Source organism: Pseudomonas sp. GW821-FHT04D07 (assembly GCF_059420225.1).
Window position 1 is genome coordinate 13,004 of sequence record NZ_JBWKTH010000021.1, and the last position, 22,760, is coordinate 35,763.

Sequence of the window (22,760 nt, forward strand, 5' to 3'; positions counted from 1 at the left end):
TCTTTGCCCCCCGCTGGATGACTGCCACCATGCTCCTGAGATTGCTGAAAAACCTGCTGCGGTTGCTTCCGCTGGCGGCCGGCCTTTATCTGTTGACCCTGCTGGTGCGCAGTCAGGGTCCGCGCTTGTCCATCGATGGGGTCTCGCCGTTGGCGCATGACTGGCAGCAGTGGCTGTTGCTGGGGCCGTTGTACCTGGGTGGGCTGCTTTATTTCTGGTGGACCCGGCGCCAGCGCAAGCGTCGGGAGTTGTGCCATGCCGAGGCGGCGCAAAAGACCTTGCAGGGGCTGGACCCACCTTGTGCTCGGGAACGCCGCTTGCGTGAACGGCTGGAGCGCTGGCGCCTGGAAAGCCAGGCCGGTGCGGGCGGTCCGGTCTTCCTGCTGCTGGGGGCGGCGGGCGCCGGCAAGCGCAGCCTGATGGGCGAAAAGGGGCGGCGGGCGCGTGGGGGCGGGGAGTCGCCACCGGATGACTTGCAGACCAGGCGTATCGGCGCCTTTTCGGTCATGGCCGTGAGTGCGGCGCTGTTGGCCCAGGCAGACCCCAGTTGCGTTCAGCTATGGCGTTGTTTGCTCGATGAGCTGAAAAATTCGCGCCGCCAGGGGATCCGTGTCGCCGGGGCGGTGCTGGTGCTCAATGTCGTGCATCTGTTACGCCTGGCCCCCGCTGCCCGCGATGCCCAGGCGCTGATCCTGCGGGCACGTCTGGAAGAGCTGGCCGCCGAGTTCGGTCACGGCCTGCCGGTGCAGGTGATTGTCAGCCATTGTGATCGTTTGCCGGGCTTCGAAGCGTCGCTGCTGACCTTGCCGGCCGAGGCGCGGGACCTGGCGTTGACCTTTGCCCATGGGCGTAACCGACAGAACCTGGCGGTGTTGGCCGAACGTCTGGCCTGCACCTTCGCGGCGGTGCAGGACGGACTCCCCGAGCGTTTGCAGAGGGAAGTGCAGACCTCGGCGCGGGTTCAGCTCTACGGTTTTCCGCGCTTGTGGCGACAGTTCGGCGAGGTCTTGCAGCCTTATCTGCGGACGGCGTTTTTCGAGCAGCCGCGGGTCTCGCAGGTGCATCTGCAATCGCTACGTTGCAGCGCTCACTTGCGCGTCGAACCGGGCGCCCTGGCTGCCAGCCAGCGGCTGGTTCGCTGCTTGCAGCAGAGTCGGCGTCACACTCGCTGGCCGGGGTTTTTGCTTCTGGGGGCTGGCCGGGGGCGCTGGTTTCTTGCGCTCGGGTCGAGTGTCCTGGTCATTCTGTCGGCGACGTTGTTCGGTAACGGTTACTGGCAGCAGACCCGGCAGTTGCAGTGGTTGGCCGAGCAGCAAGCGTTGCTCGCGGCGTTGCCGGCCAGCGCTGCCGGGACGTATGCGACGCCGGCGCTGGTCGAACGCCTGGCGCGCTTCAGGAGCCTGGCCTATCTCCCCACGGGCGGCTGGCTGCAGCCCGGTTTCTGGTTGAGCGAGTATCAGCGATTGCTGGACCTGACTCGTAGTCTTTACGAGGGCGCGCTGCTCAATGAGTTACTCCCCGGTGTTGTGCACACCTTGCAACATTCCCCGCCGAACGGGCTGCACAACGAGCGCCTGGAGCGCTTGCGATTTTACCTGATGCTGGGCGGCCAGGGCCGCTTCGACGCGACAGCCTTCGAAGACTGGTTGTCGGCCCAGGTGCAGGGCGATTTCGCGCAGTCGCTGGCCCCGACGCAACGCGAGCAATTGCAGGTTCATGTCCAGGCGCTGATACCGCTGTTGGCGAAGGGGCCGGTGATCAGTGTCGATCCGCAGTGGGTCGAGCAGGTGCGTCAAGATCTGCGCCGCGTGCCGCAACAGCAGCGGCTGTACGCTCGATTGAGCGAGAGGTTGGGAAATGCCGATGGCGAGGATTTCAGTGTCGTCGCCGTCAGTGGCAGCGAGGGCCTGCTGAGCCTTGCCCGCCGCAGCGGTGCCCCCTTGAACCGAGGTGTTCCGCCACGCTTCAGTCCCAGGGGATACGAGCGGCTGCTCAGCCGTCTGCCATTGCTGGTGGCCGAGACGCTCAAGGATGACGACTGGGTCATGGGCGCAGGCCCGCGACTGGACGCGCCGACCTTGTACCACGAAGTGTCCGCGCTCTATGCACAGGACTATATCCGCCACTGGGAGCGTTTTTTCGCGGACCTGCAACTGGTCGGCCTCGACCAGCCCGAGTCCCTGGCTCTCAGGCTCGAGCGACTGGCGCGGGCCGACTCGGCTCTGTTCAGCTTGCTGCGCGCGGCAGGGCGTGAAACCCACCTGGCGTTCAGCGAGGCCCCGCAGCCACTGCTCGACAGGGCGCTGCAGCAGGTTTCGTCACTGGCCTCCAGCCTTTCCCCGGAGGTGCGCAAGCTCCCCGTTACGCTTGATGCCGAGGAGCACCCCGTCAATCGGCACTTTGCGCCGTTGCAGCAGCTGAGCGAAGGCGCTGGCGCCCCGCTCGAGGCGCTGCGCGAAGCCCTGGCCCAGGCCGCGGTTTACCTGCAGGCCCGGGAGCAGGCACTGGCGCTGGGTTTGCCGAGCCCGCCGGTGGACGGTCTGGAGCCATTGAAACGGCAGATCGACAAGCTGCCGTCGATGCTGCAACCGCTGTTTGCCGATATCGTCAGCGTTGGCCGGCAACATGTGCACCAGCAGACAGTGGTGACAGTCGGCGTCGGCCTGAACCAGCAACTGAACCCCGAATGTTCACGCCTGCTCGCCCAGCGCTATCCCTTTGACCGACAGGCCCGAGAGCAACTATCGCTGGCCGACTTCAACCGCTTGTTCGCTCCTGCCGGACTGTTGCAGGATTTTCAACAGCGTCATCCGGACGTCACGCGACTGGAAGGCCCGGTGGCGGCACAGTTCCGGCGCGCGGAGCAGATTCGTCGGGCGTTTTTCCCCGGCACCTCCGACGTCGCGCGGGTCGATTTCGAACTCAGCCCTGTGTCCATGGCTGAAAGCATCGCCCAGGTGCGCCTGAGCCTGGACGAGCTGCAACTCAACTATGCCCACGGCCCGATCCGGCCCAGCCTGTTCACCTGGCCAACCCGGGCCCTGGGTAGTCAATTGAGGATGGTGGTCACACTGATCGACGGCCGTAGCCTGGTGCGCTCGGCCGAAGGGCCCTGGGCCTGGTTCCGCTTTATGGAACAGGGGCGGCTGGTGCCGGCGCCGAGTGGGGAGGGCTACTGGTTGACCCTGGGCTTCGAGGACGTCGAGGTGGTGCTGCAATTGCGCAGTGCCAGCCTTGACCATCCCTTTGGCCGCAAGATCCTCAGCGATTTCCGATGCCCCTCGACATAGCGACTGTAGGTATTTGGCCCGTCCCGCAAGATGAAGGTCAGTTTCGCAATGGGTCTGTGGAAATGTCCTATGTCGGATGCGCCGACGACTGTTTAGCATGGTCAGCCATAGCCCACTCCAGGGGCGTCGGTCGATTGCGGCGCGGCTGGCCGGGGTATCTGGCGCAGGGAGAGGGGCCCTGCGGATCTGGGGATGTATCGGTTGGGCAGGATGCCATTGTGAAGGGGTGGCAGTCCGCACAACGATTTTGCGTCGGGCGGACCTGACCACTGCCGAGTCAGTTTTTCGTTGGCAGCAGTGCCGGAGAGTCCATGCTCGAAAAAAAGCCTACCCGCCTCATGATTCTGGATGACCACAGCCTGGTCCTGTGCGGCATGGAGATCAAGATCCAGGCCGAGGCCGACCTTCTGTTGTTGGGCAGCTTCACCCGTGGCTCGGCGCTGATGACCGCCTTGCGCGAGCAGGAGGTCGACCTGGTGGTGATGGATTACTCCTTGCGTTCGGGCGAAGTCGACGGTCTGAACCTGATTCGTACCCTGAAGATCCGCTTTCCAAAGCTGCGGCTGCTGATCATCTCGTCCTTGTACGTACCGGCCACGGTGGCCCTGGCGCTACGCTGCGGGGCCAGCGGCTTTATTGGCAAGGAACTGAATTCCGGCGAGTTCGTCCTGGCCATTCGTCAGGTGGCGGCCGGCAAGGTCTACCTGCATCCGGACATGCTCGAAGCGTTGCAGGTGCATGAGGTGTCACGGCTCGATATCGCCACCCCGGCCTCTGAGTCCGAGGTCGCCAGCCTCGACGTGCTGGCCAGGACCTCCGAATTGACGGTACGCGAGCATGAAGTGCTGCGCTGTTGCCTGGACGGCTTGTCGGTGACCCACATTGCGCGCAAGTTTTCGCGCAGTATCAAGACCATCAGTACTCAGAAACAGGCGGCGTTTCGCAAGCTGGGCCTGCGTGGCGATAACGAGTTGTACAAGGTGCGTTATCAGATGGAAGGGCGCTGAGGTGCATTTTCCTGAAAATTCGCTGTCACAACCTGTTCAGCGTGCGCTCAGCGATCTCGAACTGATGCACAATACGCCCCGGACCGTTTTTCCTCAGGATTTTCAATGTCGACATCATTCTACTTGCGTGCCGTTGCATTGGCACTGATGCTGGCGGGCGCCGCGGGCTGCTCGTCGACCACCAAGACCGCCGTTTACGAACGGGAAAATTTCGACGACGCCGGCACGTTCTCGCGCAACTACGGTGTGAGCGACGCGGCGTCCTGTGAAGCGGCCCGGCGCGCCTTGCTCAGCCAGGGCTACATCATCACCAGCAGCGACCCGAAGCTGATCAGCGGTAACAAGAGCTTCCAGCAGACTGGCGATACCCATATGCAGATCAGCTTCAGCGTGGTCTGTGCGGCGGATGGCAGTGCCAATCATCGCTCGACCATGTTCGCCAACGCCCTGCAGGACCGCTATGCCCTGAAGAAGGTCAACAACTCCGCCAGCCTGGGCGTGGGTGTGCTGGGCTCGGTGTCGATGCCGATCGGCTCGACCGATGACTCGATGGTCAAGGTGGCCAGCGAGACCGTGTCCTCAGCAACCTTCTATGACCGCTTCTTTACCCTGGTGGAACTGTTCCTGCCGCCTGAAGTGAAGAAAGAGAAACATACCGACGAGAAACCCAAGGTTGATCTGGGGATGCCCGAGGCGATACCCGCCAAGGCCCAGGCGGACAAACCGGCGGACAAGCCGACGGACCCCAAGCCGGTAGAGCACAAGGCGGCAGAAGCCAAGCCTGCGGAACCGACGCCTGTACCGGCACCGAAGACCACGGAGCCGCTGCATGGCGCTCCTGTCACCCCGGCCGCGCCTGCCGCGTCCGAGCCGGTCGCCGCGCCGGTCACGCCAGCCGCCCCGGTAACCCCTGTTGAGCCGACGCCCGCCCCGGCGCCCGTCGCCAGCGAGCCGGCAACCCCGGCTCAGTAAGCCCGGCACCAGGCGGCAGGATCGGCTTTGTCGACCGCGATCCCGTGGCCTTGTGATGGGGGACGCCGCCTACAAAATAAAACTGGGTAAATCCTGACCGTTCTGCTAATTTTTTATTTCAGGCCCTTATCCAGGCGCCTGGGCAGACGGGGTGCTTCATTTTTCCTTCACATGAGACCCCTATGCTGGATCCAGCCCGCTTTTACCTGTAGGAGGCGGTCAGCAAGACAGCGGTTTTACCCTCGAATGAAAAAAGGAGTTTGACGATGGATGACTATCAAGAAGAGCTGCTGGAGTTCCAGGCTTTCGAACTGGACCCTGTTGAACCGGCTGAAGACGCGACCGAGCTGTAAGCGGTCGTTTTTTTCGGCTCAGGTCGAATGCCGCTGACTGCGGCGGAACTCGCCGGGTGTCTGGCCGTTCCAGCGTTTGAAAGCCCGTTGAAAGGCCTCGGCTGAAGCAAACCCGAGCAGGTAGGCGATTTCGCCAAAGGCCAGTTCGGTGTCGCGAATATAGGTCATCGCCAAGTCACGGCGAGTGTTATTGAGAATGGCGCGAAATTGCGTGCCTTCCTCGGCCAGTTTGCGACGCAGTGTCCAGGTCGGCAGCTTCAGGCGTGCCGCCACTTCTTCCAGGTCGGGTTCCCGGCCGCCATTAAGCAAAGGACCCAGCAACTGAGTGATACGTTCACGCAGGCTGCGGGTGCGCGTCAGTTGTTCCAGTTCTCGTTCGCACAGCTGCAGCAGGTGCCGCCAGGTACTGGGGCAATGGTCTCGGTTGCGCAGGCCCAGGCTGGCCTGGCCCAGGCGCAGTTGATTGTGCTCGGCGGCGAAATGCACCTGGCAGTCGCCCAGGCCCTTGTAGGCCGTGGCATAGTCCGGTTCGGTGAATTCGATATCGATGCGCTCGGCGTGCAGCGTTTCGCCGCCGACACTGGTCAACTGCTGCAGCCAGCCGGCGATGATCGAGTCCACCACGAAGCGGTTGTAGGCGTTGTACGGGCTGATGGAGTAGAAACGCAGCCAGGCGCCATCGGCGTCTTCGTGGAAACTTGACTGCCCGCGATAGTTGGAGCCGTAGAGTGCCTCGAAGCGGGTCAGGGTTCGCGCCGCCTCACGTACCGTCGGTGCCTGGGCGGCGGTCACACCGGCCAGGCCCGCTTGGCTGAGTCGGCTGAAGCGGCCCATGCGCAATCCGAGGGCCGGGTCGCCGGTGAGTTGGATCGCCGCGTGTCCCAGGCGCATATAGCGTGGAATCGACAGCCGTGCGTTGGGCTCGGCCAGGCGCGCCGGGTCCAGCCCGTACTGCTCCAGCAGCCTGTCAGGGTCCTGGCCGTGACTGCGCACCGCGTCGGCGAGGCTGTGGACGAAGCTCACGGACAGGTCGCCCAGGCGCATCGACACCGGCTTCATGGCAGCCACAGGTTCAGCAGGCGCGCGCCGCGATCGCCGCGGTCCTGCCCGTCGATGGAGCGCCCATCCTGGCTGATAAAACTTTGTCCCGAATAGCGCTGGTTCCAGAACTGGCCATGGAGGAACACGGTCATGCCGGCCAGTGACTGGCTGGCGGGGGCACGGCTGGCCAGGGTCAGGCGATGCCAGGCCTCGCCTTCGCCGAGTTCGCCGGGCCTGAGGCTGATCTGCGCCGGGGTGGCCGCGTTTTTGAAACCGCGCCAGGGTTGCTCCCAACTGTCCTTGCCGGGCAGCGAGGCCGTCACGGCAATCAGTGACACGCCGAGTTCGTCAAACCGGCGGTAGTTGTCCGGGTACCAGCTGTCATTGCCAATCAGCACGCCCAGGCGCCCGGCCGGGGTCTGCACGGCATTCAGTTCCTGGCGTTCGCCACCCTTGATATAGCCGCGTTCGTCAAAGGTCGGGTAGAGCTTGCGTTGGGGCTGACCCAAGGGGCGTCCGTCGGCGGCAAAGACCAGGCTGACGTTGTACAAGGCGCCCTTGCCGATTTTCAGGGTGCCTTGCTCGACGCTGGGGTCCGGCAGGACGATGGAACCGGCCACCAGGGTGACACCGAACTCTTTTGCCAGGCCGCCGAACACGGCTTGGTAATCCTGGGCCATGGCTTTGGCCTTCATGCGCAGGCGGGCGTCTTCGAGGAAACTGCGGCCCTTGGCGTTGAACAGCGCGCCGAGCAGTTTCAGCGGGTTGCCGAGCATCAGCCAGTTCATCGCTTCCTGCTGGTCGAGGGCCTGGTAGAGGTCGTCCTTTTCCCCGCGCAGCAGCAGCCAGGTACCGATATGTTCCGGCAGTACCACAATGGTCTTGTCGTTCAGCAGTCCCAGGCCGCGAGCCTGCTGCAGATAGGCGGCCAACTTGCGGTGCAGGCGCGCCGGGCTCTGGTAGTCGTTGGGAAACAGTTCCGGTTGCAGGCCCAGCAGGTTGCCGTGATCGCCTGCCACGCCCTGGTTCAGGGCCAGGCGGATACGCAGGTCGGAGAGGTAGTGGCCATTGCTGCGATGTTGGGTCCACACGCCGTAACCGGTGACGGCGGCGAGCAGCAGGACCGGTAAGGAGAAGAGCAGAAATTTGCGCATGGGCTTGGATAGCGAACGACCGGGAGTGTGATGCTTCTTTCGGATTTTAATCAAGGGTACGGCAAAACAGTGGCTCGGCGCATACTTTGCCAGTCATTTAAGGTTTTTTAGTGCTGCTAATCGGTTGATTTTTAATATCACTTTGTGTTCTTCTTGTCAATGATTGCCGTTGCTAAATGATGGCAACATGCCATAAAAATTCTTGAGTTGTATAAATTGAGACTGGCTCCGATTAAGGCAGTCGAGATATTCGGCGTTTGGCGAGGGTAGTTGGATCGGCGGTGATGTTTGCGGCGTAACCCTTGGTGTTGCTGGCGGTTGGTCAGTGTGCCGCAGGGAAGAGGGGGGAGCTTTCGCCGCGGGATGTTGGGCCGCGTGCTACAGGGTCGGCGCCGTTATTCTGTGAGATGACGGGCGCTATTGGATCGAATGTAGAGGGGGAAATAGCATTATGGATGTGTTATTTGTAACACCTGACTCTTCTGCCAAGGCCTATCAAGGCCTGGCTGATATCTACTCTGCAATAGAACCACCGACATGGTCTCTGCTTCTGGCGCAATCGTGTCGTAGTCAGGGCTTTGAGGCAGCGATTCTTGATTGCGACGCAGAAAGGTTGACCCTGGAGCAGTCGGTTCTACGGATAGAAGAGCATCAGGCGCGACTGGTTGTCTTCGTCGTCTATGGACAAAATCCAAACTCCGGCACCACCAGCATGATTGGGGCTTTGGAACTTGCAAAAGCCCTTAAGGAGCAGTCTTCATTATTCAAGATTTGCTTTGTCGGCTCCCACGTTAGTGCACTACCCCGAGAGGTCCTGGCTCACACCTGTATTGATATTGTTTTGCTCAACGAGGGGGTTTATGCATTGCACGCCCTGCTCAGAAGCAACTTGGGCGATGATCTCCCTTCCATCAAGGGGATAGGTTACAAGCAGCCGGGACCGGCGAATTTTTCCATGCCGATGCTCAATGCCCCCGAACGGTTGGTGCCGCAGGAGCGCATGGACATCGATATGCCTGGTTATGCTTGGGATCTCTTGCCCTACAAACAGCGGCCACTGGATCTGTACCGGGCCCACTTTTGGCACGCCGGGTTCGATCACGGCAATCGCACACCGTTTGCAGCAATCTATACCTCCTTGGGCTGCAATTTTGCCTGCAATTTCTGCATGATCAATATTCTTAACCGGACTGACAACTCTGATGATGTAGACGCCGCGAGCTTTCGTGGCATGAGATTCTGGAGCCCGGCCTGGGTGATGCGGGAGATGGAGAAGCTGGCCCGGCTGGGTGTGCGCACGCTCCGAATCAGCGATGAAATGTTCTTCCTCAATCGCAAGTTCTATCAGCCGATTCTGGATCAGGTCATCGAACGCGATTTCAATTTTAATATGTGGACCTACTCTCGGGTCGATACCGTTCGTCGCGACGCGTTGGAACGTTTCAAAAAAGCGGGAGTCAACTGGCTGGCACTGGGTGTCGAAGCAGGCAATCAAATGGTTCGCCAGGAAGTTTCAAAAGGTTCATTCAAGGAAGTTAATATACGCGACGTTTGTGATGGGATTCGGAGCAGTGGAATCAATGTCATCAGTAACTTTATTTTTGGGTTTCCCGAAGATACGCTGGAGACGATGCAGGAAACGCTGGATCTGGCCATTGAGCTGAATTGCGAAATGACCAATATGTATCCGTGTCAAGCATTGCCAGGAAGTCCGATGAATCGAATGGCTCGCGAAAAAGGTTGGTCGTTACCCTCCAGCTATGAGGGTTATGCGTTCTTGTCCTATGAGTGCGAGCCCTTGCCAACGAAATATCTATCGGCCGCGCAGGTGCTGAAATTTCGAGATGAGGCGTGGCAGCGTTATTTTACGAATCCGTTGTATCTGGGGCTTGTTCAGGAAAAGTTCGGCCTTGCACAACGCCAGAATATTGAGGATATGACGCGTATAAAGTTGAAGCGCAAACTGCTGGGGGATTAACCTATGATTGTCACGCGCACGCCTTATCGTATCTCTTTTTTTGGCGGTGGTACCGATTATCCGGGTTGGTTTCGTGAAGAGGGTGGAGTGGTTATTTCTACCTCGATCGACAAGTATTGTTATATCAACTGTCGGCATTTGCCTCCTTTTTTCGATCACAAGTATCGGATCGTTTATTCGGCGATCGAAAACGTGATGGATCCTAATGAGATTCAGCATCCCGCGGTGCGTGAGGTGCTCCGCTACATGGCCTGTGATCGGGGGCTGGAGATACACCATGATGGTGATTTACCTGCGCGCTCGGGGCTGGGCTCTAGCTCGTCGTTTACCGTAGGGCTTTTACACGCGATGAAAGCACTTAACGGCGAACAGATTTCCCAGAATTCCCTGGCGAAGTTGGCAATACACATCGAGCAGGATCTGATTAAGGAAAGTGTCGGCTCGCAGGATCAGATCGCTGCGGCTTATGGCGGCTTCAATCGTATCGACTTTCATCATGATGGCGGTTTCAATGTTGCGCCGATCATCTTGCCCGAGGAGCGCCTGCAGTCTTTGCAAGATCATTTGATGTTGTTTTTTACCGGGTTTTCCCGCATCGCATCGGAAATTGCACAGAGTCAAATCAAGAACATATCGTCGCGGCACCGTGAACTGACGCAGATCATGCAAATGGCGGATGAAGCGCTGTCGGTTCTTCAGGCCCCAGGGACACTGGATGACTTCGGTGCCCTGCTTCATGAAGGATGGTGCCTGAAAAAAAGCTTGTCGAACCGGATCAGTAATCCTGATCTCGACCATATCTACACTATCGCCAGGTCGGCGGGAGCCACGGGTGGTAAGTTGCTGGGTGCCGGGGGCGGAGGTTTTATGCTGTTTTTCGTCAAGCCCGAATTGCAACGGCAGGTCATTGAGTGTTTGAAAGACCTGGTGCATGTACCGTTCCAGTTTGAGAACTCCGGAAGTCGTGTGGTCCTTTATCAGCCGAATGGATTCTAAGCATGTCGCCTTTTTTTTCCGAAGGTTCAGGGATATTTATCGCCGGGCACCGCGGATTGGTTGGCTCGGCATTTGTCAGGCACTTTACCGCAGCGGGTTTTACCAACCTGATTCTGCGTGAGCACGATGAACTGGAGCTGAGGGACAAGCGGGCAGTTGACGCATTTTTCGCCGATCAGCGACCAGAGGTAGTGATTCTCGCGGCGGGCAAGGTCGGGGGGATTGTCGAAAATCTCACCTATCCAACTGATTTTATTACAAATAATCTTGAAATTCAGACCAATGTCATACAGAGCGCTCATCATTACGGTGTGCAGCGTCTGTTGTTTTTCGGCTCGTCCTGCATGTATCCGCGGGAGACGACTCAGCCAATGGCTGAGGAGGCGTTACTCAGCGGAAAGCCGGAGGTGACCAGCATCGCCTATGCCATCGCGAAATTGGCGGGTGTGCACATGTGCCTGGCGTACAACCGGCAATATGGCGAGCAGCGCTTTATTCCAGTAATTCCCAATAGTGTTTATGGGCCTAACGATAATTTTGATCCTCAATCCGGGCATGTACTTTCGGCATTAATCAATCGTTTCGACCGTGCGCTTCGATCCGCTGATCAAGTGATCACTCTTTGGGGCAGTGGCGCGCCACGGCGCGAATTCCTTTATGCAGACGATTTGGCCGCTGCCGGCCATTTACTTTTGGATACGGATCTCTCGTCTACCGAACTGCCCATCAATATTGGCACAGGGTATGACCTGCCGATCAGCGAATTGGCTCGACTGATTGCCGATATTGTCGGCTACCGTGGTGAAGTTCGCTGGGATAGCGAACGGCCTGACGGCACCTTGCGAAAGTTGCTCGATAGTTCACGGATGCGGGCCCTTGGCTGGCAGCCGGGTATATCCCTTGAAACGGGTATTCGCCAAACGTATGCGTCCTTTCTGGAGAGTGAGAATTTCCATGCATGATATTGAACCTGCTCTCAGTGGGCAGTTACTGGAAAAAGCACGCTGGGTTTGGCGAGAAACCTTGAAGATTCACCAGCGGGCGCCGGAGACGCGAGTGGCTTCATCGTTGTCGCCGATCGAGATTTTCGTGACGCTCTACTATGGCGGTTTTTTGCGGCAAAACCCGGCCGATCCACGTTGGCCGGGACGAGACCGTTGCATCATCAGCAAAGGCCACGGCTCACTCTGTATGTACCCGATCCTGGCCGATCTCGGCTATTTTCCGGCGGCTGAACTGGAGCGCGTGTGTCTGGCGGGAAGCTTTCTGGGAGGTATTCCGGACCCGGTGATACCGGGTTACGAAACGATTAACGGCTCGCTGGGGCATGGCGTGGGCGTGGGCGCGGGCATGGCGTTGGCGTTAAAAAGGCGCGGGCTGGATCAGCGAGTCTATGTTGTCACCGGGGATGGCGAGTTGCATGAGGGCTCTAATTGGGAAGCCTTCATGTTTTGCGCACAACACCGTCTGGATAACCTCACCGTGCTCGTCGACAACAACCAGATCAGCATGCTTGGCCACACTGACGATATTGTTTCCCACCGTGATTTGAGTGCCAAGCTCACTGCATTCGGATGGGCGACTCAGGTGGTGGCCGATGGTCATTCTCCACAGGCTATTGCCAATGCATTGAATGTCAGTCGCGCCAGTGATGAGGGGAAACCGCAGGTCATTATCGTCAATACTCGCAAGGGCCATAGGGTGCCAGGTCTGGAAAACGCACCGTTGTCACACATTACCCCGATAGCGGCGCAGTTGATGGATCAATTGCTGGGAGTCGAACAATGAGTGTTATGCCGCCGCCGTTAAAACCACGCGCCATGCGTGACACGCTGCTCTCGTCAATCCTCGAAGCCATGGAGAGCGATGATGTGTTCTTCGTCACCGCCGATTTTGGTTCGCCGGTGCTTGATCTCATTCGCGAGCGTTACCCGCACCGGTTCGTCAATGTCGGCATCGCCGAGCAGAACCTGATCAACGTATCGGCCGGCTTGGCCCTTGAGGGGTTCAAGGTCTTCGCTTATGCAATCGCGCCCTTTATCACGATGCGTTGTTTTGAGCAGATCCGGGTCAACTTGGCCTTGCTGTCCATGGTTCGTCCGCTCAACGTCAGTCTGATCGGGGTGGGAGCCGGTTACAGCTATGTGGTCTCAGGCCCAACCCATCAGTGTTATGAGGACATTACGCTGATGCGCAGCCTGCCGAACATGCAGGTGTTCTCTCCCGCCGATCAAGTGACGTCCGGCCTGTTAGCTGCCGAGTGTCTGGCGCGACCGGGTATCAAATACCTACGTCTGGACGCCCAAGTCCTTCCGCTGATTTACAGCCACAACCCGCCTGACCTTAAACGCGGTTTTCATAAGCATGGCGAAGGCCGGGAGCTTTGCCTGGTGTCAACGGGCTATATGACACAAACCGCGCTTAAAGTGGCCGACAGCCTTGCTGAGCAGGGGTTGAAGGTGAACGTTGTGGATCTGTTCGATCTTAGCGGGTTCGATGAAGAGGCACTGGTCTCCCGGCTTCGGGATGCTCGCGGGGTCGTCTCGCTGGAAGAGGGCTTTCAGGGGATTGGTGGACTGGACGCTTTGTTGTTCAACCTGCTGTCCCGACGTGTGCCAGGAAAGCCATTCTTGAATATTGGCGTGGCGCCGCAGTATCGATTCGAGCTGGGCAACCGTGAAACCCTGCACGAGCAGGTGGGTATCGGTAGCCATGCGGTTATCCAGAAAGCCCTCGATTTTCACCGTTCATTTTGATCCCTATTTCATGACTACATGTGCAATGGAGCAGTCGTCGACTATGAAATACCCCTTAATGCGTAACAACATCTTGCGGGAAGATTTGGATGCGGTGATTGAGCATCTGCGTCAGGACGATCCCAAGTTGACTCATGGTGAGAACGTGAGAGCTTTTGAGGGGGAGTGGTCGCAATGGCTGGGGGTCAAGTACAGCGTTTTCGTAAACTCCGGGGCCTCGGCAAACCTGCTGACCATGGCGTTGCTCAAGCTCCGCCACCCCGAAGGGGGGGAAGTCATCGTGCCCTCTCTGACCTGGGTATCCGATATCGCGAGCGTTCTGCAAAACGGTTTCACGCCAGTATTCACTGATATTGATCCGCGTACCCTTTCGATGGCGCCGGAAGAGATCTTGAGCAAGTTGAACGAGCGGACTCGAGCAGTATTTCTGACTCATGTGCAAGGTTTTGACGGTATCGACGATGAGGTCATGCAGGTATTGGAGCGGCGAGGCATTCCGTTGATCGAGGATGTGTGCGAATCCCACGGCGCTGAGCATAATGGGCGGCGCCTGGGCAGCCTGGGATGGGTTTCCAATTTCTCGTTCTACTATGCCCACCACATGAGCACCATCGAAGGCGGGATGATTTGCACCAATGATCCGCTGGTTTATCAACAAGCCCGGATGTTGCGTTCCCACGGTATGGTAAGGGAGTCCGACGATCCCGCGTTTCGGACCCGGTACCAGGAGGCCAACCCTGAGCTCAATCCGGATTTCATTTTCGCCTTCCCTGCATTCAACACGCGAAATACGGAGATCGGTGGGATTCTGGGGCGTAAGCAACTAAAACGCTTATCGGCCAACGTCGAGCGCCGTACAGCGAACCTGCATCGTTTCCTCAAGGGGATTGATCCGCAGAAGTACCGCACCGACTTCAAGCTGGAAGGCTCGAGCAACTATGCGTTCAATCTGATCCTGCGCGAGCCGGATGAGGCGCAGGCGCAGCGGCTTATGGCGCATATGAAGGAAGGTGGGATCGAGTTTCGTCGGGGCAGCGCCGGCGGCGGCAATCAACTGCGCCAGCCTTACCTCAAGGGTATTGTGCCGCCGGATTACTACCGTGAGTTTCCCGAAACGGAGCACATCCATTTCTACGGGTTCTACATCGGCAACTTTCCGGATCTGCGAGATGAGGAAATCGATGAACTTTGCCGCTTCCTGAATGGTGTGTAAGCCATGACCGTGACTACGGCGATCATACTGGCCGGAGGCTTGGGGACTCGCTTGCGCAGCGTCGTGTCTGATGTGCCCAAGCCGATGGCTCCGGTCAACGGTCGGCCCTTTCTCGAATCTTTGATGGACTACTGGATCGCTCAGGGTATTCGTCGTTTCGTCCTCTCGGTGGGCTACCAATGCGACGTCATTACCGAGCACTTCGGCAGTTCCTATCGTTGTGCCGAGGTGGAGTACGCGGTTGAGTACGAACGCCTGGGTACCGGCGGTGGTTTGCTGCTGGCGGCCTCTCGGTTGATCGACGAAGAGGCCTTTCTGGTCCTTAACGGCGATACCTTCTTTGCCGTCGAACTTGCGGCACTGGACCGGTTCGCCCGGCAAACAGTCGCGGACTGGACTTTGTCCCTTTTTCGCGCGGGTGAGGCGAACCGTTACATGGGCCTTGAGCTGAACCAGGCGCAGCAGATTATCTCGCTGGCATCACAGCGCGGGCTACCGGGCTGTCTTGCCAATGGTGGCGTCTATTGGGTACGCCGAAGCAGTTTGACAAACCTGCCGTTCGTCGTGGGCGAGGTTTTATCGCTGGAGGATGAGCTTCTACCGACCTTGCTTGACCGTGGGGTCCCGCTGTCGGGCTTCGCGGCTGACGGGACGTTTATCGACATCGGTATTCCTGACGATTACCACCGCGCGGCCCTTGTACTGGCGAGCATTGAAGGGTGAGTCATAAATGACTGGGGGCGGGGCATTTTTGTATTGACATCATTTTATACACTTGAAAAAGGTAGCAGACGATGAGCCACAACATTCTCGTGACCGGCGGCGCTGGCTATTTGGGGTCTACCCTTGTGCCTGCATTGCTGGAAGCTGGGCATAAAGTAACAGTGCTTGATAACTTTCTGTTCAAGCAGGCAAGCTTGAATCATGTGTGCCATGCACCCAATTTCAACGTGGTAAAGGGCGATATTCGCCTTGAAAGTGTGATGAGGCCGCTGTTGAGCAAGGCTGATGTGGTCATCCCTCTGGCGGCGTTGGTAGGGGCGCCCATGTGTATTGCCGATCCAGTGGGGGCATCGAGCGTCAATCACGATGCGATCGAGATGATGCTGCGCCTGATGTCACCTGAGCAGGTTGTGCTCATGCCCACCACGAACAGTGCTTATGGAACGGGAGATGCCAACAACTTTTGCAGTGAAGAGTCGCCCCTGCGGCCGATTTCGCAGTATGCCAAGGAAAAGGTCGAAGTCGAAAAGTTACTGATGCAACGGGACAATGTGATCAGCTTTCGCCTGGCGACAGTTTTTGGCATGTCGCCAAGGATGCGCACGGATCTTCTGGTCAACGATTTCACTTATCGTGCCGTCCATGATCGCTTTGTCGTATTGTTCGAGAGCTCATTCAAGCGCAACTATATTCATGTGCGCGATGTGGCTCGGGTATTCCTGCATGGTTTGGAACATTTCTCTTCAATGAAAGGTGAAATTTACAACGTCGGTCTATCGGATGCGAACATTTCCAAGCGTGAGTTGTGTGAGCGTATTCAAGCGCATATTCTGGACTTCGTATTCCTCGAGGCGCCAGTGGGCAAGGACCAGGACCAGCGCAATTATGTGGTTTCCAATGCCAAGCTGGAAGCGACGGGCTACCGGCCTTCCATGTCGCTGGATGATGGCATCAAGGACTTGATCAAGGGCTTCACCATGATCAAGAACATGGTCTACGGCAACATCTGACCGTGCTGATGCACAAGCCCATAAAAGGATCGTCGTTTGGCTAGTCAACTTTCGGCGCGGCAGCTATTGCGCAATGTCTTTCGGCATCGCGCCTTGATTCAAGCGCTGGCTATGCGTGATTTGCAGAGTCGCTATGTCGGAACCCTCGGAGGGATGTTGTGGGCGTTTGCCCACCCCCTCGCGGTGGTGGCGGTATTTTATTTCGTCTTCGCGGTCGGTTTCCGTTCCCAGGGACCGGTCAATACCCCCTTCATCCTGTGGTTTGTCTGCGGCCTGGTACCTTGGTTCTTTTTCAGCGATGCCTTGCACGCCATAACCCATTCGGTCACCCGCAATAGTCATCTGGTCAAGAAAACGGTTTTCCCCACGGAGATCCTTCCGGTGGTCCATCTGGTGTCGGGCCTGATTCCTCACGGTGTGTTTCTACTGGTACTCGCGGGCTTAATGCTGTTCTACAACGTCCCCCTGTTTCCGGAGCGCCTGCTATTTGTCTATTTCCTATTCTGCACAGGTGTTCTGTTGCTGGGGCTGGGATGGCTGCTTGCGGCGCTGCAGGTGTTCTATCGGGACATTGGCCAAGCCCTGACGATTTTGCTCAATTTGTGGTTTTGGAGCACCCCGATTGTCTGGTCCGCGGAAATCATGCCGCCAGTCATCGCTAAATGGATGGTCTATAACCCCATGTACTACATCGTCCAGGGATATCGCGAGGCGCTGATTTTTCAAACGGTTTCCTTGCCGGCATTGGATCAGACGCTGGTTTTCTGGGGGGGGAGCCTCTTTCTGTTGTTTCTGGGGTCTTTTATCTTTCGTCGGCTGAAGCCGGAATTCGCGGATGTCCTTTAATCGCCATGCCAAACGATATCGTAATCGCCGTGAAGAGTGTCTCCAAGAAGTTCAGGCTGTTCTCGTCGCCTCGTGAGCGTCTGATCGAAGGGCTTCACCCTTTGCGCAAGCAATACCACAAAGAGTTCTGGGCATTGCATGACGTTTCTTTCGAGGTGAGCAAGGGCGAGTTCATCGGCGTATTGGGCCGCAATGGTTCTGGCAAGTCGACGTTGTTGCAGATTATCTGTGAGGTGATGCAGGCAACTACCGGCAGCGTCTGGGTGAACGGTAAGGTTTCTGCGCTACTCGAGTTGGGGGCGGGCTTCAATCCAGAGTTTACCGGGCGGGAGAACGTGATTCTCAATGGCTCGATCATGGGCTTCAGCCGAGCCAAGATGGAGGCGAAGATGCCCGAAATCGAAGCGTTTGCCGAGATCGGCGAACACTTCGACCAGCCGGTGAAGACCTACTCGTCCGGTATGTTCGTACGAGTCGCTTTTGCGGCGGCGATTCACGTAGAACCGGAAATCCTGATCGTCGATGAGGCACTGAGTGTTGGCGATGCGAGGTTTCAGCACCGCTGCTTCCAACGTATTCGTGAGTTTGTCGAGCAGGGCAAGACGATCCTGTTTGTTTCTCACAGCGCCGATACCCTGCTGCGTCTTTGCCAACGTGGACTGGTGATCGAGAATGGTCGCGTGTGCTATGACGGTCCGATTGTCGCCGCGGTCAACCACTATCAAAATCTTTTATCTGGCACGGACGCGCCGAAGGACGTGTCGGACAAACCAGGCCAGGTCGTGTCAGGTGAAGTGGAGCGATCGCGGTTGCTGACCAATGGGCAAGCCGATGTGGTCTGTGACAGGCCTTTCTACAACGCTCACGAAACGCGACTGGGCAGTGGTGAAGTTCAGATAATCGATGTTGAGGTACTGGTCGATGGACGTAGGGATCCACCGACGATTCCCTCGGGCCAGACGGTGGAACTATTAGTCAAGTTGCTTTTCCATAAGAAACTGGATGGCGTGTCCGCGGGGTTTGCCATCGTGTCGCTCGATGGGACCTATGTGTTCGGGACCAACCTGCTGATGCGCGGCGACCCGCTGCTATCGGCGGACGCTGGAGAGTGTCTGGTCGTCAGGTTTTCCTTGTATGCCGGGCTGGTGGGCGCTGAATACTTTCTGGATATTGGCTGCACTCAGGTAACGCCTGAGGAAGACCGTTTCCTGGACGTACGACGTTCGCTGACCTGGCTGAAATTCGCCGATACCCCGGGTATCACCGGTTTCGCCGATCTACAGGTCAAATATGACGTCTTGTCGGTGTCTGGCCTTCAGGAGAGCCGCTCATGAGGTACAAGCGCTATGGAGGACACACATCGTGAGTGAGTTGGCCGTGGCTGTTGCTTGGAATCAGAGTCATTACATTCCATGGCGTGGATTTCATCCGTTGTATAGCGGGCTATTCGACCGAGCACCTGTTGGGGTTGCTATCAATGCCTGGGACAACGTGGCCTTGCAAGATCAGCTTGCCAGCTCTGCCGATGTTCGCCGGTGGTTGCTGTCGGGGCTGGCAAAGCAGGCCGATCATCAGGTCATGTCTGACATACGCGGTTTTGAGCCTGAAAACCGTCAGCTGACGCAGAAGTTGCCTGGCGATATAGAGCTTTTTCACTCGGTGCCATTCCCTAGTCTGACTCGACCCTTTTTGCTGCATTTCGAGTCTTTGCGCTCTTTGTTCTCGCCGTGGGTTGTGTCGCAAGACGCTGTCGAGGAGAAGTTGCCCCTCATTCGTGAGCATTATCGCCGTTTGCTGGGAGGGCCTTTGTGCCTGGGAGTGTTTTCCCACCAACCCGATGCTCTTGACGCCTTGAGTGACTTTCTCGAGGCTTCGGAGATTGAGCCTCGGCTATTCACTACGCCCATCGGACTGCCTGTGCCGATGCGGCAGGATTGGAAGACGCTTCCCGAGAAACCAGCGCTCAGCCATCCCAGGTTTCTCTTTGTGGTCACGCCGGATCACGAGACCGATTTTTTCACCTGTGGTGGGCATCGTGTACTGCGCTTTTGGAAAGACTTCTGCGCGGCTGGCCATCGCGCCACGCTCAGTATGGCCTGTGAGCGCCCCACACCGGAGGCGCTCGATGCGGCGGGTGTCGATCACGCATTCGTCGAGCGCGAGACGGGGCGTAGCATTTTATGGGCGACCTCTTCCAGTGCCCAAGTCGAGGCCTTGATGGCCGGCTCGCATATCTTCCTGCAGCCAGCGGATGTGTTATGCACGGTCGATATTCTCAGGGCGATGAGCTTGGGCTGCGTACCTGTAATTGCCGCGGTTCAGGGCAGCAATACGTTACTGCAGGACAATGTACACGGGGTGACGGTGGGTACCGAGTCCGTTGCTGCACAGCCCTGGAAGATACCTGTGCGGACAGATCGTGAGGACGAGCTGATTGGCGAGGAGCTGCTGCTGCGTATCCCCGAATTGCTCTCGTCGCAGCGGTACTTCGTATTGCAGCGTGGTGCTCACCAGCGAGCCATGACGGATTTCACTGTGGAGGCGTTTGCCGATACCTTCTGGACTCGTGTGCTCCAGCTTTACGCCGAGCACAAGACACCGGCACGGCCTGTCTTGGTTCCTCCGATACCGTTAAAGCAATGTCTGCTTGACGCGGTGGGATTACGCCGGGCCTTTGGCAGCAGCGCCCGCCCGGCACTATGGATCAATACCGGGTTGTACAGTGTCTGGTCCCAGGGGGCGTGTTTCGTACTTCTGGAAGGTTGCCCGGTCATGGCAACCCGGGATTGGTCGGTACTGACTCAATATCGGCAGCCACAGGGCCGGCCGATTGTATTTGCAAACAGTCTGCCCGAACTGATGGGCGGGTACCTGCCGCAGCCAGGGAAAGCTCGACAGCCTGAGCCCTCGCGGATGGTGAGGATAATCTCAAGTTTGCTGCTGCCGTTCCCACGTCTGCACAGCCGTTGTTCACGATGGTTGCGTCAATACCGGGGCTTGCGAAAGGTTCTGTCAGCTTCGAGCGTGAACCCGGCGGAGGCTGCATTTGCTGCCGACGGGGGGCATGAGTCGGAGCTGCAGCTGGTGGTTGAAGGGTTTCATGGTTTCAACATCATTCTTTACAAAGAGTGTTTTCATGCCGTTTTACAGAGTGATGGAGCGTTGACGGCCGAGAGATTGGACAATGGCTGTTATAAAAAATCCTACTCGGATGGGAACCTGCAGGTCGTCAAGCAGTCGGTCATTGCCGGTTTGGCTGGAGCGGGTTCAGCACGGGACCCGGACACGACAATACGAAAGGGAAATGCATGATGCAATTCCATACCCGGCCGCCCGTTCACCTGTGGGTCTATAACCATTCGTACTTTGGTATCAGCGATCAGGTCGATTTTCTAATCCTTGCACTTCAGCAGCAGGGGTATCCGGTTAGCGTCGGCAAGCACCCCAGTGAAGAGTGTTTGAATATAGTGATCGAGAATTTTTCCGAGCCATCACGTGACACCCTCATTGATTTTTGCACGCGCCACAACAAACGGGTCGCGGTGATCATGACCGAACATCTTGACTTTGTGGATGACAAGATTTTTATCCATGGCGACCCGCTCTGGAATAACAACGATTATATGCACCCCAGCGTGCAGGTAGCCCGTATCCAGCATTTGTTCGAGTGTTTACCCTATATTTGCAGTTTCCTGATACTGGGTGATCTTCCCGCATTGGTTAATATGGATAAGATGCTGCCAGGTGTTCCCGTACGAACGATCAGCTTTCCAAGGCTTGCGTTAGTCGAGCCACTCTCGGAGACCGGGGTGTTCGAAAGCGATCTGCTGTTTACCGGCGTTATCACGGACTATCGCGCTAAGCTGTTGGATCGGCTGCAGGAACAAGGTTTTTCTGTCGCCAGTCCTCGACGGTTTGTCTCCCATGAGCAGCGCGATACATTGAACCGTTCGACCCGGCTGGTGCTCAATCTTCCCCAGCGCCTGGAGTGGCGTTGGCTTTCGCTGATGCGCATCATTGCGGCCCTGCGGGTCGGCAGGGTGACCGTTTCCCTGGGGACGGCAGACACGTCGCAGATCGCCGCTTGCTGCCCCCAGATTGACCTGGAACGGCCCGATTGGCTTGAGGTACTGCGAGATTACGTCGAAGGCGCTGGAGTATTGTATGAACGAATGCATGCGGGATATCAGGCCATGGCCGAAAAATTCGCGCTGGAGCGGCCGTTTCCGCACGATCTATTCGCCTATTGGCAAATGACTGATCGCCTGAGTTGTTCGCCGGTAGCTCTGAATAAGGGGTCATAAATGGAAACTGAACTGTCCGCAGTCAAAAGCAGCGCAGGGCCTATCGTGCAGAGCGCTTCTGGATCCAGTGATCCGTTGCAAGGTCAGGCATTGATATCTCTGCTGCTACCGACCCGGGGGCGACCTGAGTTGGTCGCACGTTTTTTTGACAGCGTAGTGAGCACGGCAGATAGCCTTCACGCCGTCGAGGTCATCCTCTATGTCGACGAGGATGATCCGGGAAGTCACCATCTGGATGGCGGATCATTGCGTACGGTGCGCATTATCGGTCCCAACCGATCCATGGGGGCTTACAACACCGAATGCTATAAGGCATCGCGTGGGCAGATCATTGTGTTGGTCAATGATGACATGGTCATGCGGACCGCAGGCTGGGACCGGGAGTTACGGGCTATGGACAGTCGTTTCACTGACCGGATCTACTTGGGCTATTGCAACGATCTGCTAAAAAAAGGTGGCTTGGCAACCTTTCCTATTCTGTCACGCAGCACCTGCGAGTTACTGATTGACCCTTATCCGACGGCTTATGCGGGTGCTTTTATAGATTTTCATCTGTTCGATATTTTCAAGCGTCTTCAACACCAGGGCTTTGACCGGATTATCTATCTGCACGATGTGGTTTTCGAGCACCTGCACTATCGCACCGGCAAGGCGGCCTATGACGAAACGTACAGTAAACGTGGGCGTTTCCAGGATGATTCGATATTCATCAGATTGAGCGATAACCGGCGCCATGCGGCCCGGCGCTTGACTCAGGCACTTCGGGGGGAGTCAGTGGCTACAGCGTTGCTCCCGGAAGCGATGGGCGAGGCTCCGTCGACGGAGCGGGGAGCTTTGTTTTTTTATTTCAAAAAGATTTTTCTCGACTCGCAACTTCCACTTCGTTGGCGTAGCTATCTTTGGATCTGGTTCACGCTTCGTCACTCTGCCGCCCATGGTCTATTGAAGCCTTTTGTCAAAGGCTGAGGTGACGTCATACAGTCCGATTGAGTGGGTGGGGGGCGTGTCAAAGCCGTGGAGTGTGGGCGGCGAATGGCTAACAGACCTATGCCTATCAGGACGACTGCCGATATCGAGTGGTACTGGCGATATCAGAACTATTTTTCAGGAGACGCTT

At 57.5% G+C, this 22,760-nt stretch carries 18 protein-coding genes; 16 read left to right on the forward strand and 2 right to left on the reverse strand.

The genetic code is table 11. The annotated features are described in order from the left end of the window. The first annotated feature begins 29 nt into the window (after positions 1 to 29). The 3 genes from AC07T0_RS21955 to AC07T0_RS21965 all read left to right on the forward strand — a co-directional run bounded on the left by AC07T0_RS21955 (position 30) and on the right by AC07T0_RS21965 (position 5,269). Positions 30 to 3,290, forward strand: coding sequence for an ImcF-related family protein (locus tag AC07T0_RS21955; protein WP_495003157.1), 3,261 nt, complete (start codon positions 30 to 32; stop codon positions 3,288 to 3,290). 311 nt (positions 3,291 to 3,601) lie between these two features. Continuing rightward, a complete protein-coding gene (locus AC07T0_RS21960) occupies positions 3,602 to 4,297 on the forward strand; it encodes a response regulator (RefSeq protein WP_495003158.1) in 696 nt (231 codons plus the stop codon). Positions 4,298 to 4,402: 105 nt separating this feature from the next. Further along, entirely contained in the window at positions 4,403 to 5,269 is an 867-nt protein-coding gene (locus AC07T0_RS21965; protein ID WP_495003159.1) for a DUF2242 domain-containing protein, read from the forward strand. A gap of 371 nt (positions 5,270 to 5,640) precedes the next feature. Here the strand turns inward: AC07T0_RS21965 and AC07T0_RS21970 are convergent, their stop codons facing one another. Together AC07T0_RS21970 and AC07T0_RS21975 are read right to left on the reverse strand one after the other, a co-directional pair. Continuing rightward, positions 5,641 to 6,681, reverse strand: coding sequence for an AraC family transcriptional regulator (locus AC07T0_RS21970; RefSeq protein WP_495003160.1), 1,041 nt, complete (start codon positions 6,679 to 6,681; stop codon positions 5,641 to 5,643). Then, the gene (locus AC07T0_RS21975) at positions 6,678 to 7,817 is read right to left on the reverse strand and encodes a carbon-nitrogen hydrolase family protein (RefSeq protein ID WP_495003161.1); all 1,140 of its coding nucleotides are present in this window, start codon (positions 7,815 to 7,817) and stop codon (positions 6,678 to 6,680) included. The genes AC07T0_RS21970 and AC07T0_RS21975 overlap by 4 nt, the downstream gene beginning before the upstream one ends. Before the next feature lie 451 nt (positions 7,818 to 8,268). Between AC07T0_RS21975 and AC07T0_RS21980 the strand changes: the two genes are divergently transcribed. From AC07T0_RS21980 to AC07T0_RS22040, 13 genes are all read left to right on the forward strand, one after another. Then, on the forward strand, positions 8,269 to 9,795 hold the full coding sequence (locus AC07T0_RS21980; protein ID WP_495003162.1) for a B12-binding domain-containing radical SAM protein: 1,527 nt from the start codon (positions 8,269 to 8,271) through the stop codon (positions 9,793 to 9,795). Positions 9,796 to 9,798: 3 nt separating this feature from the next. Further along, the gene (locus tag AC07T0_RS21985; protein WP_495003163.1) at positions 9,799 to 10,791 is read left to right on the forward strand and encodes a GHMP family kinase ATP-binding protein; all 993 of its coding nucleotides are present in this window, start codon (positions 9,799 to 9,801) and stop codon (positions 10,789 to 10,791) included. 2 nt (positions 10,792 to 10,793) lie between these two features. Further along, complete coding sequence (locus tag AC07T0_RS21990; RefSeq protein ID WP_495003164.1) at positions 10,794 to 11,753, forward strand: GDP-L-fucose synthase family protein; 960 nt, start codon at positions 10,794 to 10,796, stop codon at positions 11,751 to 11,753. Continuing rightward, complete coding sequence (locus AC07T0_RS21995) at positions 11,746 to 12,579, forward strand: transketolase (RefSeq protein WP_495003165.1); 834 nt, start codon at positions 11,746 to 11,748, stop codon at positions 12,577 to 12,579. Before AC07T0_RS21990 ends, AC07T0_RS21995 begins: the two co-directional genes overlap by 8 nt. Further along, the gene (locus AC07T0_RS22000; RefSeq protein ID WP_495003166.1) at positions 12,576 to 13,547 is read left to right on the forward strand and encodes a transketolase family protein; all 972 of its coding nucleotides are present in this window, start codon (positions 12,576 to 12,578) and stop codon (positions 13,545 to 13,547) included. Before AC07T0_RS21995 ends, AC07T0_RS22000 begins: the two co-directional genes overlap by 4 nt. A gap of 58 nt (positions 13,548 to 13,605) precedes the next feature. Beyond that, positions 13,606 to 14,760, forward strand: coding sequence for a DegT/DnrJ/EryC1/StrS family aminotransferase (locus tag AC07T0_RS22005; protein ID WP_495003167.1), 1,155 nt, complete (start codon positions 13,606 to 13,608; stop codon positions 14,758 to 14,760). Between the two features lie 3 nt (positions 14,761 to 14,763). Further along, positions 14,764 to 15,483, forward strand: coding sequence for a sugar phosphate nucleotidyltransferase (locus tag AC07T0_RS22010; RefSeq protein WP_495003168.1), 720 nt, complete (start codon positions 14,764 to 14,766; stop codon positions 15,481 to 15,483). 71 nt (positions 15,484 to 15,554) lie between these two features. Next, positions 15,555 to 16,493, forward strand: a complete 939-nt coding sequence (locus AC07T0_RS22015) for an NAD-dependent epimerase/dehydratase family protein (protein ID WP_495003169.1) — start codon at positions 15,555 to 15,557, stop codon at positions 16,491 to 16,493. 36 nt (positions 16,494 to 16,529) lie between these two features. Next, positions 16,530 to 17,339, forward strand: a complete 810-nt coding sequence (locus tag AC07T0_RS22020) for an ABC transporter permease (protein WP_495003170.1) — start codon at positions 16,530 to 16,532, stop codon at positions 17,337 to 17,339. A 5-nt stretch (positions 17,340 to 17,344) separates the two neighbouring features. Then, positions 17,345 to 18,673, forward strand: a complete 1,329-nt coding sequence (locus AC07T0_RS22025; RefSeq protein WP_495003171.1) for an ABC transporter ATP-binding protein — start codon at positions 17,345 to 17,347, stop codon at positions 18,671 to 18,673. A gap of 28 nt (positions 18,674 to 18,701) precedes the next feature. Beyond that, entirely contained in the window at positions 18,702 to 20,651 is a 1,950-nt protein-coding gene (locus AC07T0_RS22030) for a glycosyltransferase (RefSeq protein WP_495003172.1), read from the forward strand. After that, positions 20,648 to 21,643: a hypothetical protein gene (locus AC07T0_RS22035; protein WP_495003173.1), complete on the forward strand. Its 996-nt coding sequence runs from the start codon at positions 20,648 to 20,650 to the stop codon at positions 21,641 to 21,643. Before AC07T0_RS22030 ends, AC07T0_RS22035 begins: the two co-directional genes overlap by 4 nt. Next, positions 21,644 to 22,609 carry a glycosyltransferase family 2 protein gene (locus AC07T0_RS22040; RefSeq protein ID WP_495003174.1) on the forward strand — a complete coding sequence of 322 codons (966 nt, stop codon included), beginning with the start codon at positions 21,644 to 21,646 and terminating at the stop codon, positions 22,607 to 22,609. Positions 22,610 to 22,760 lie beyond the last annotated feature (151 nt).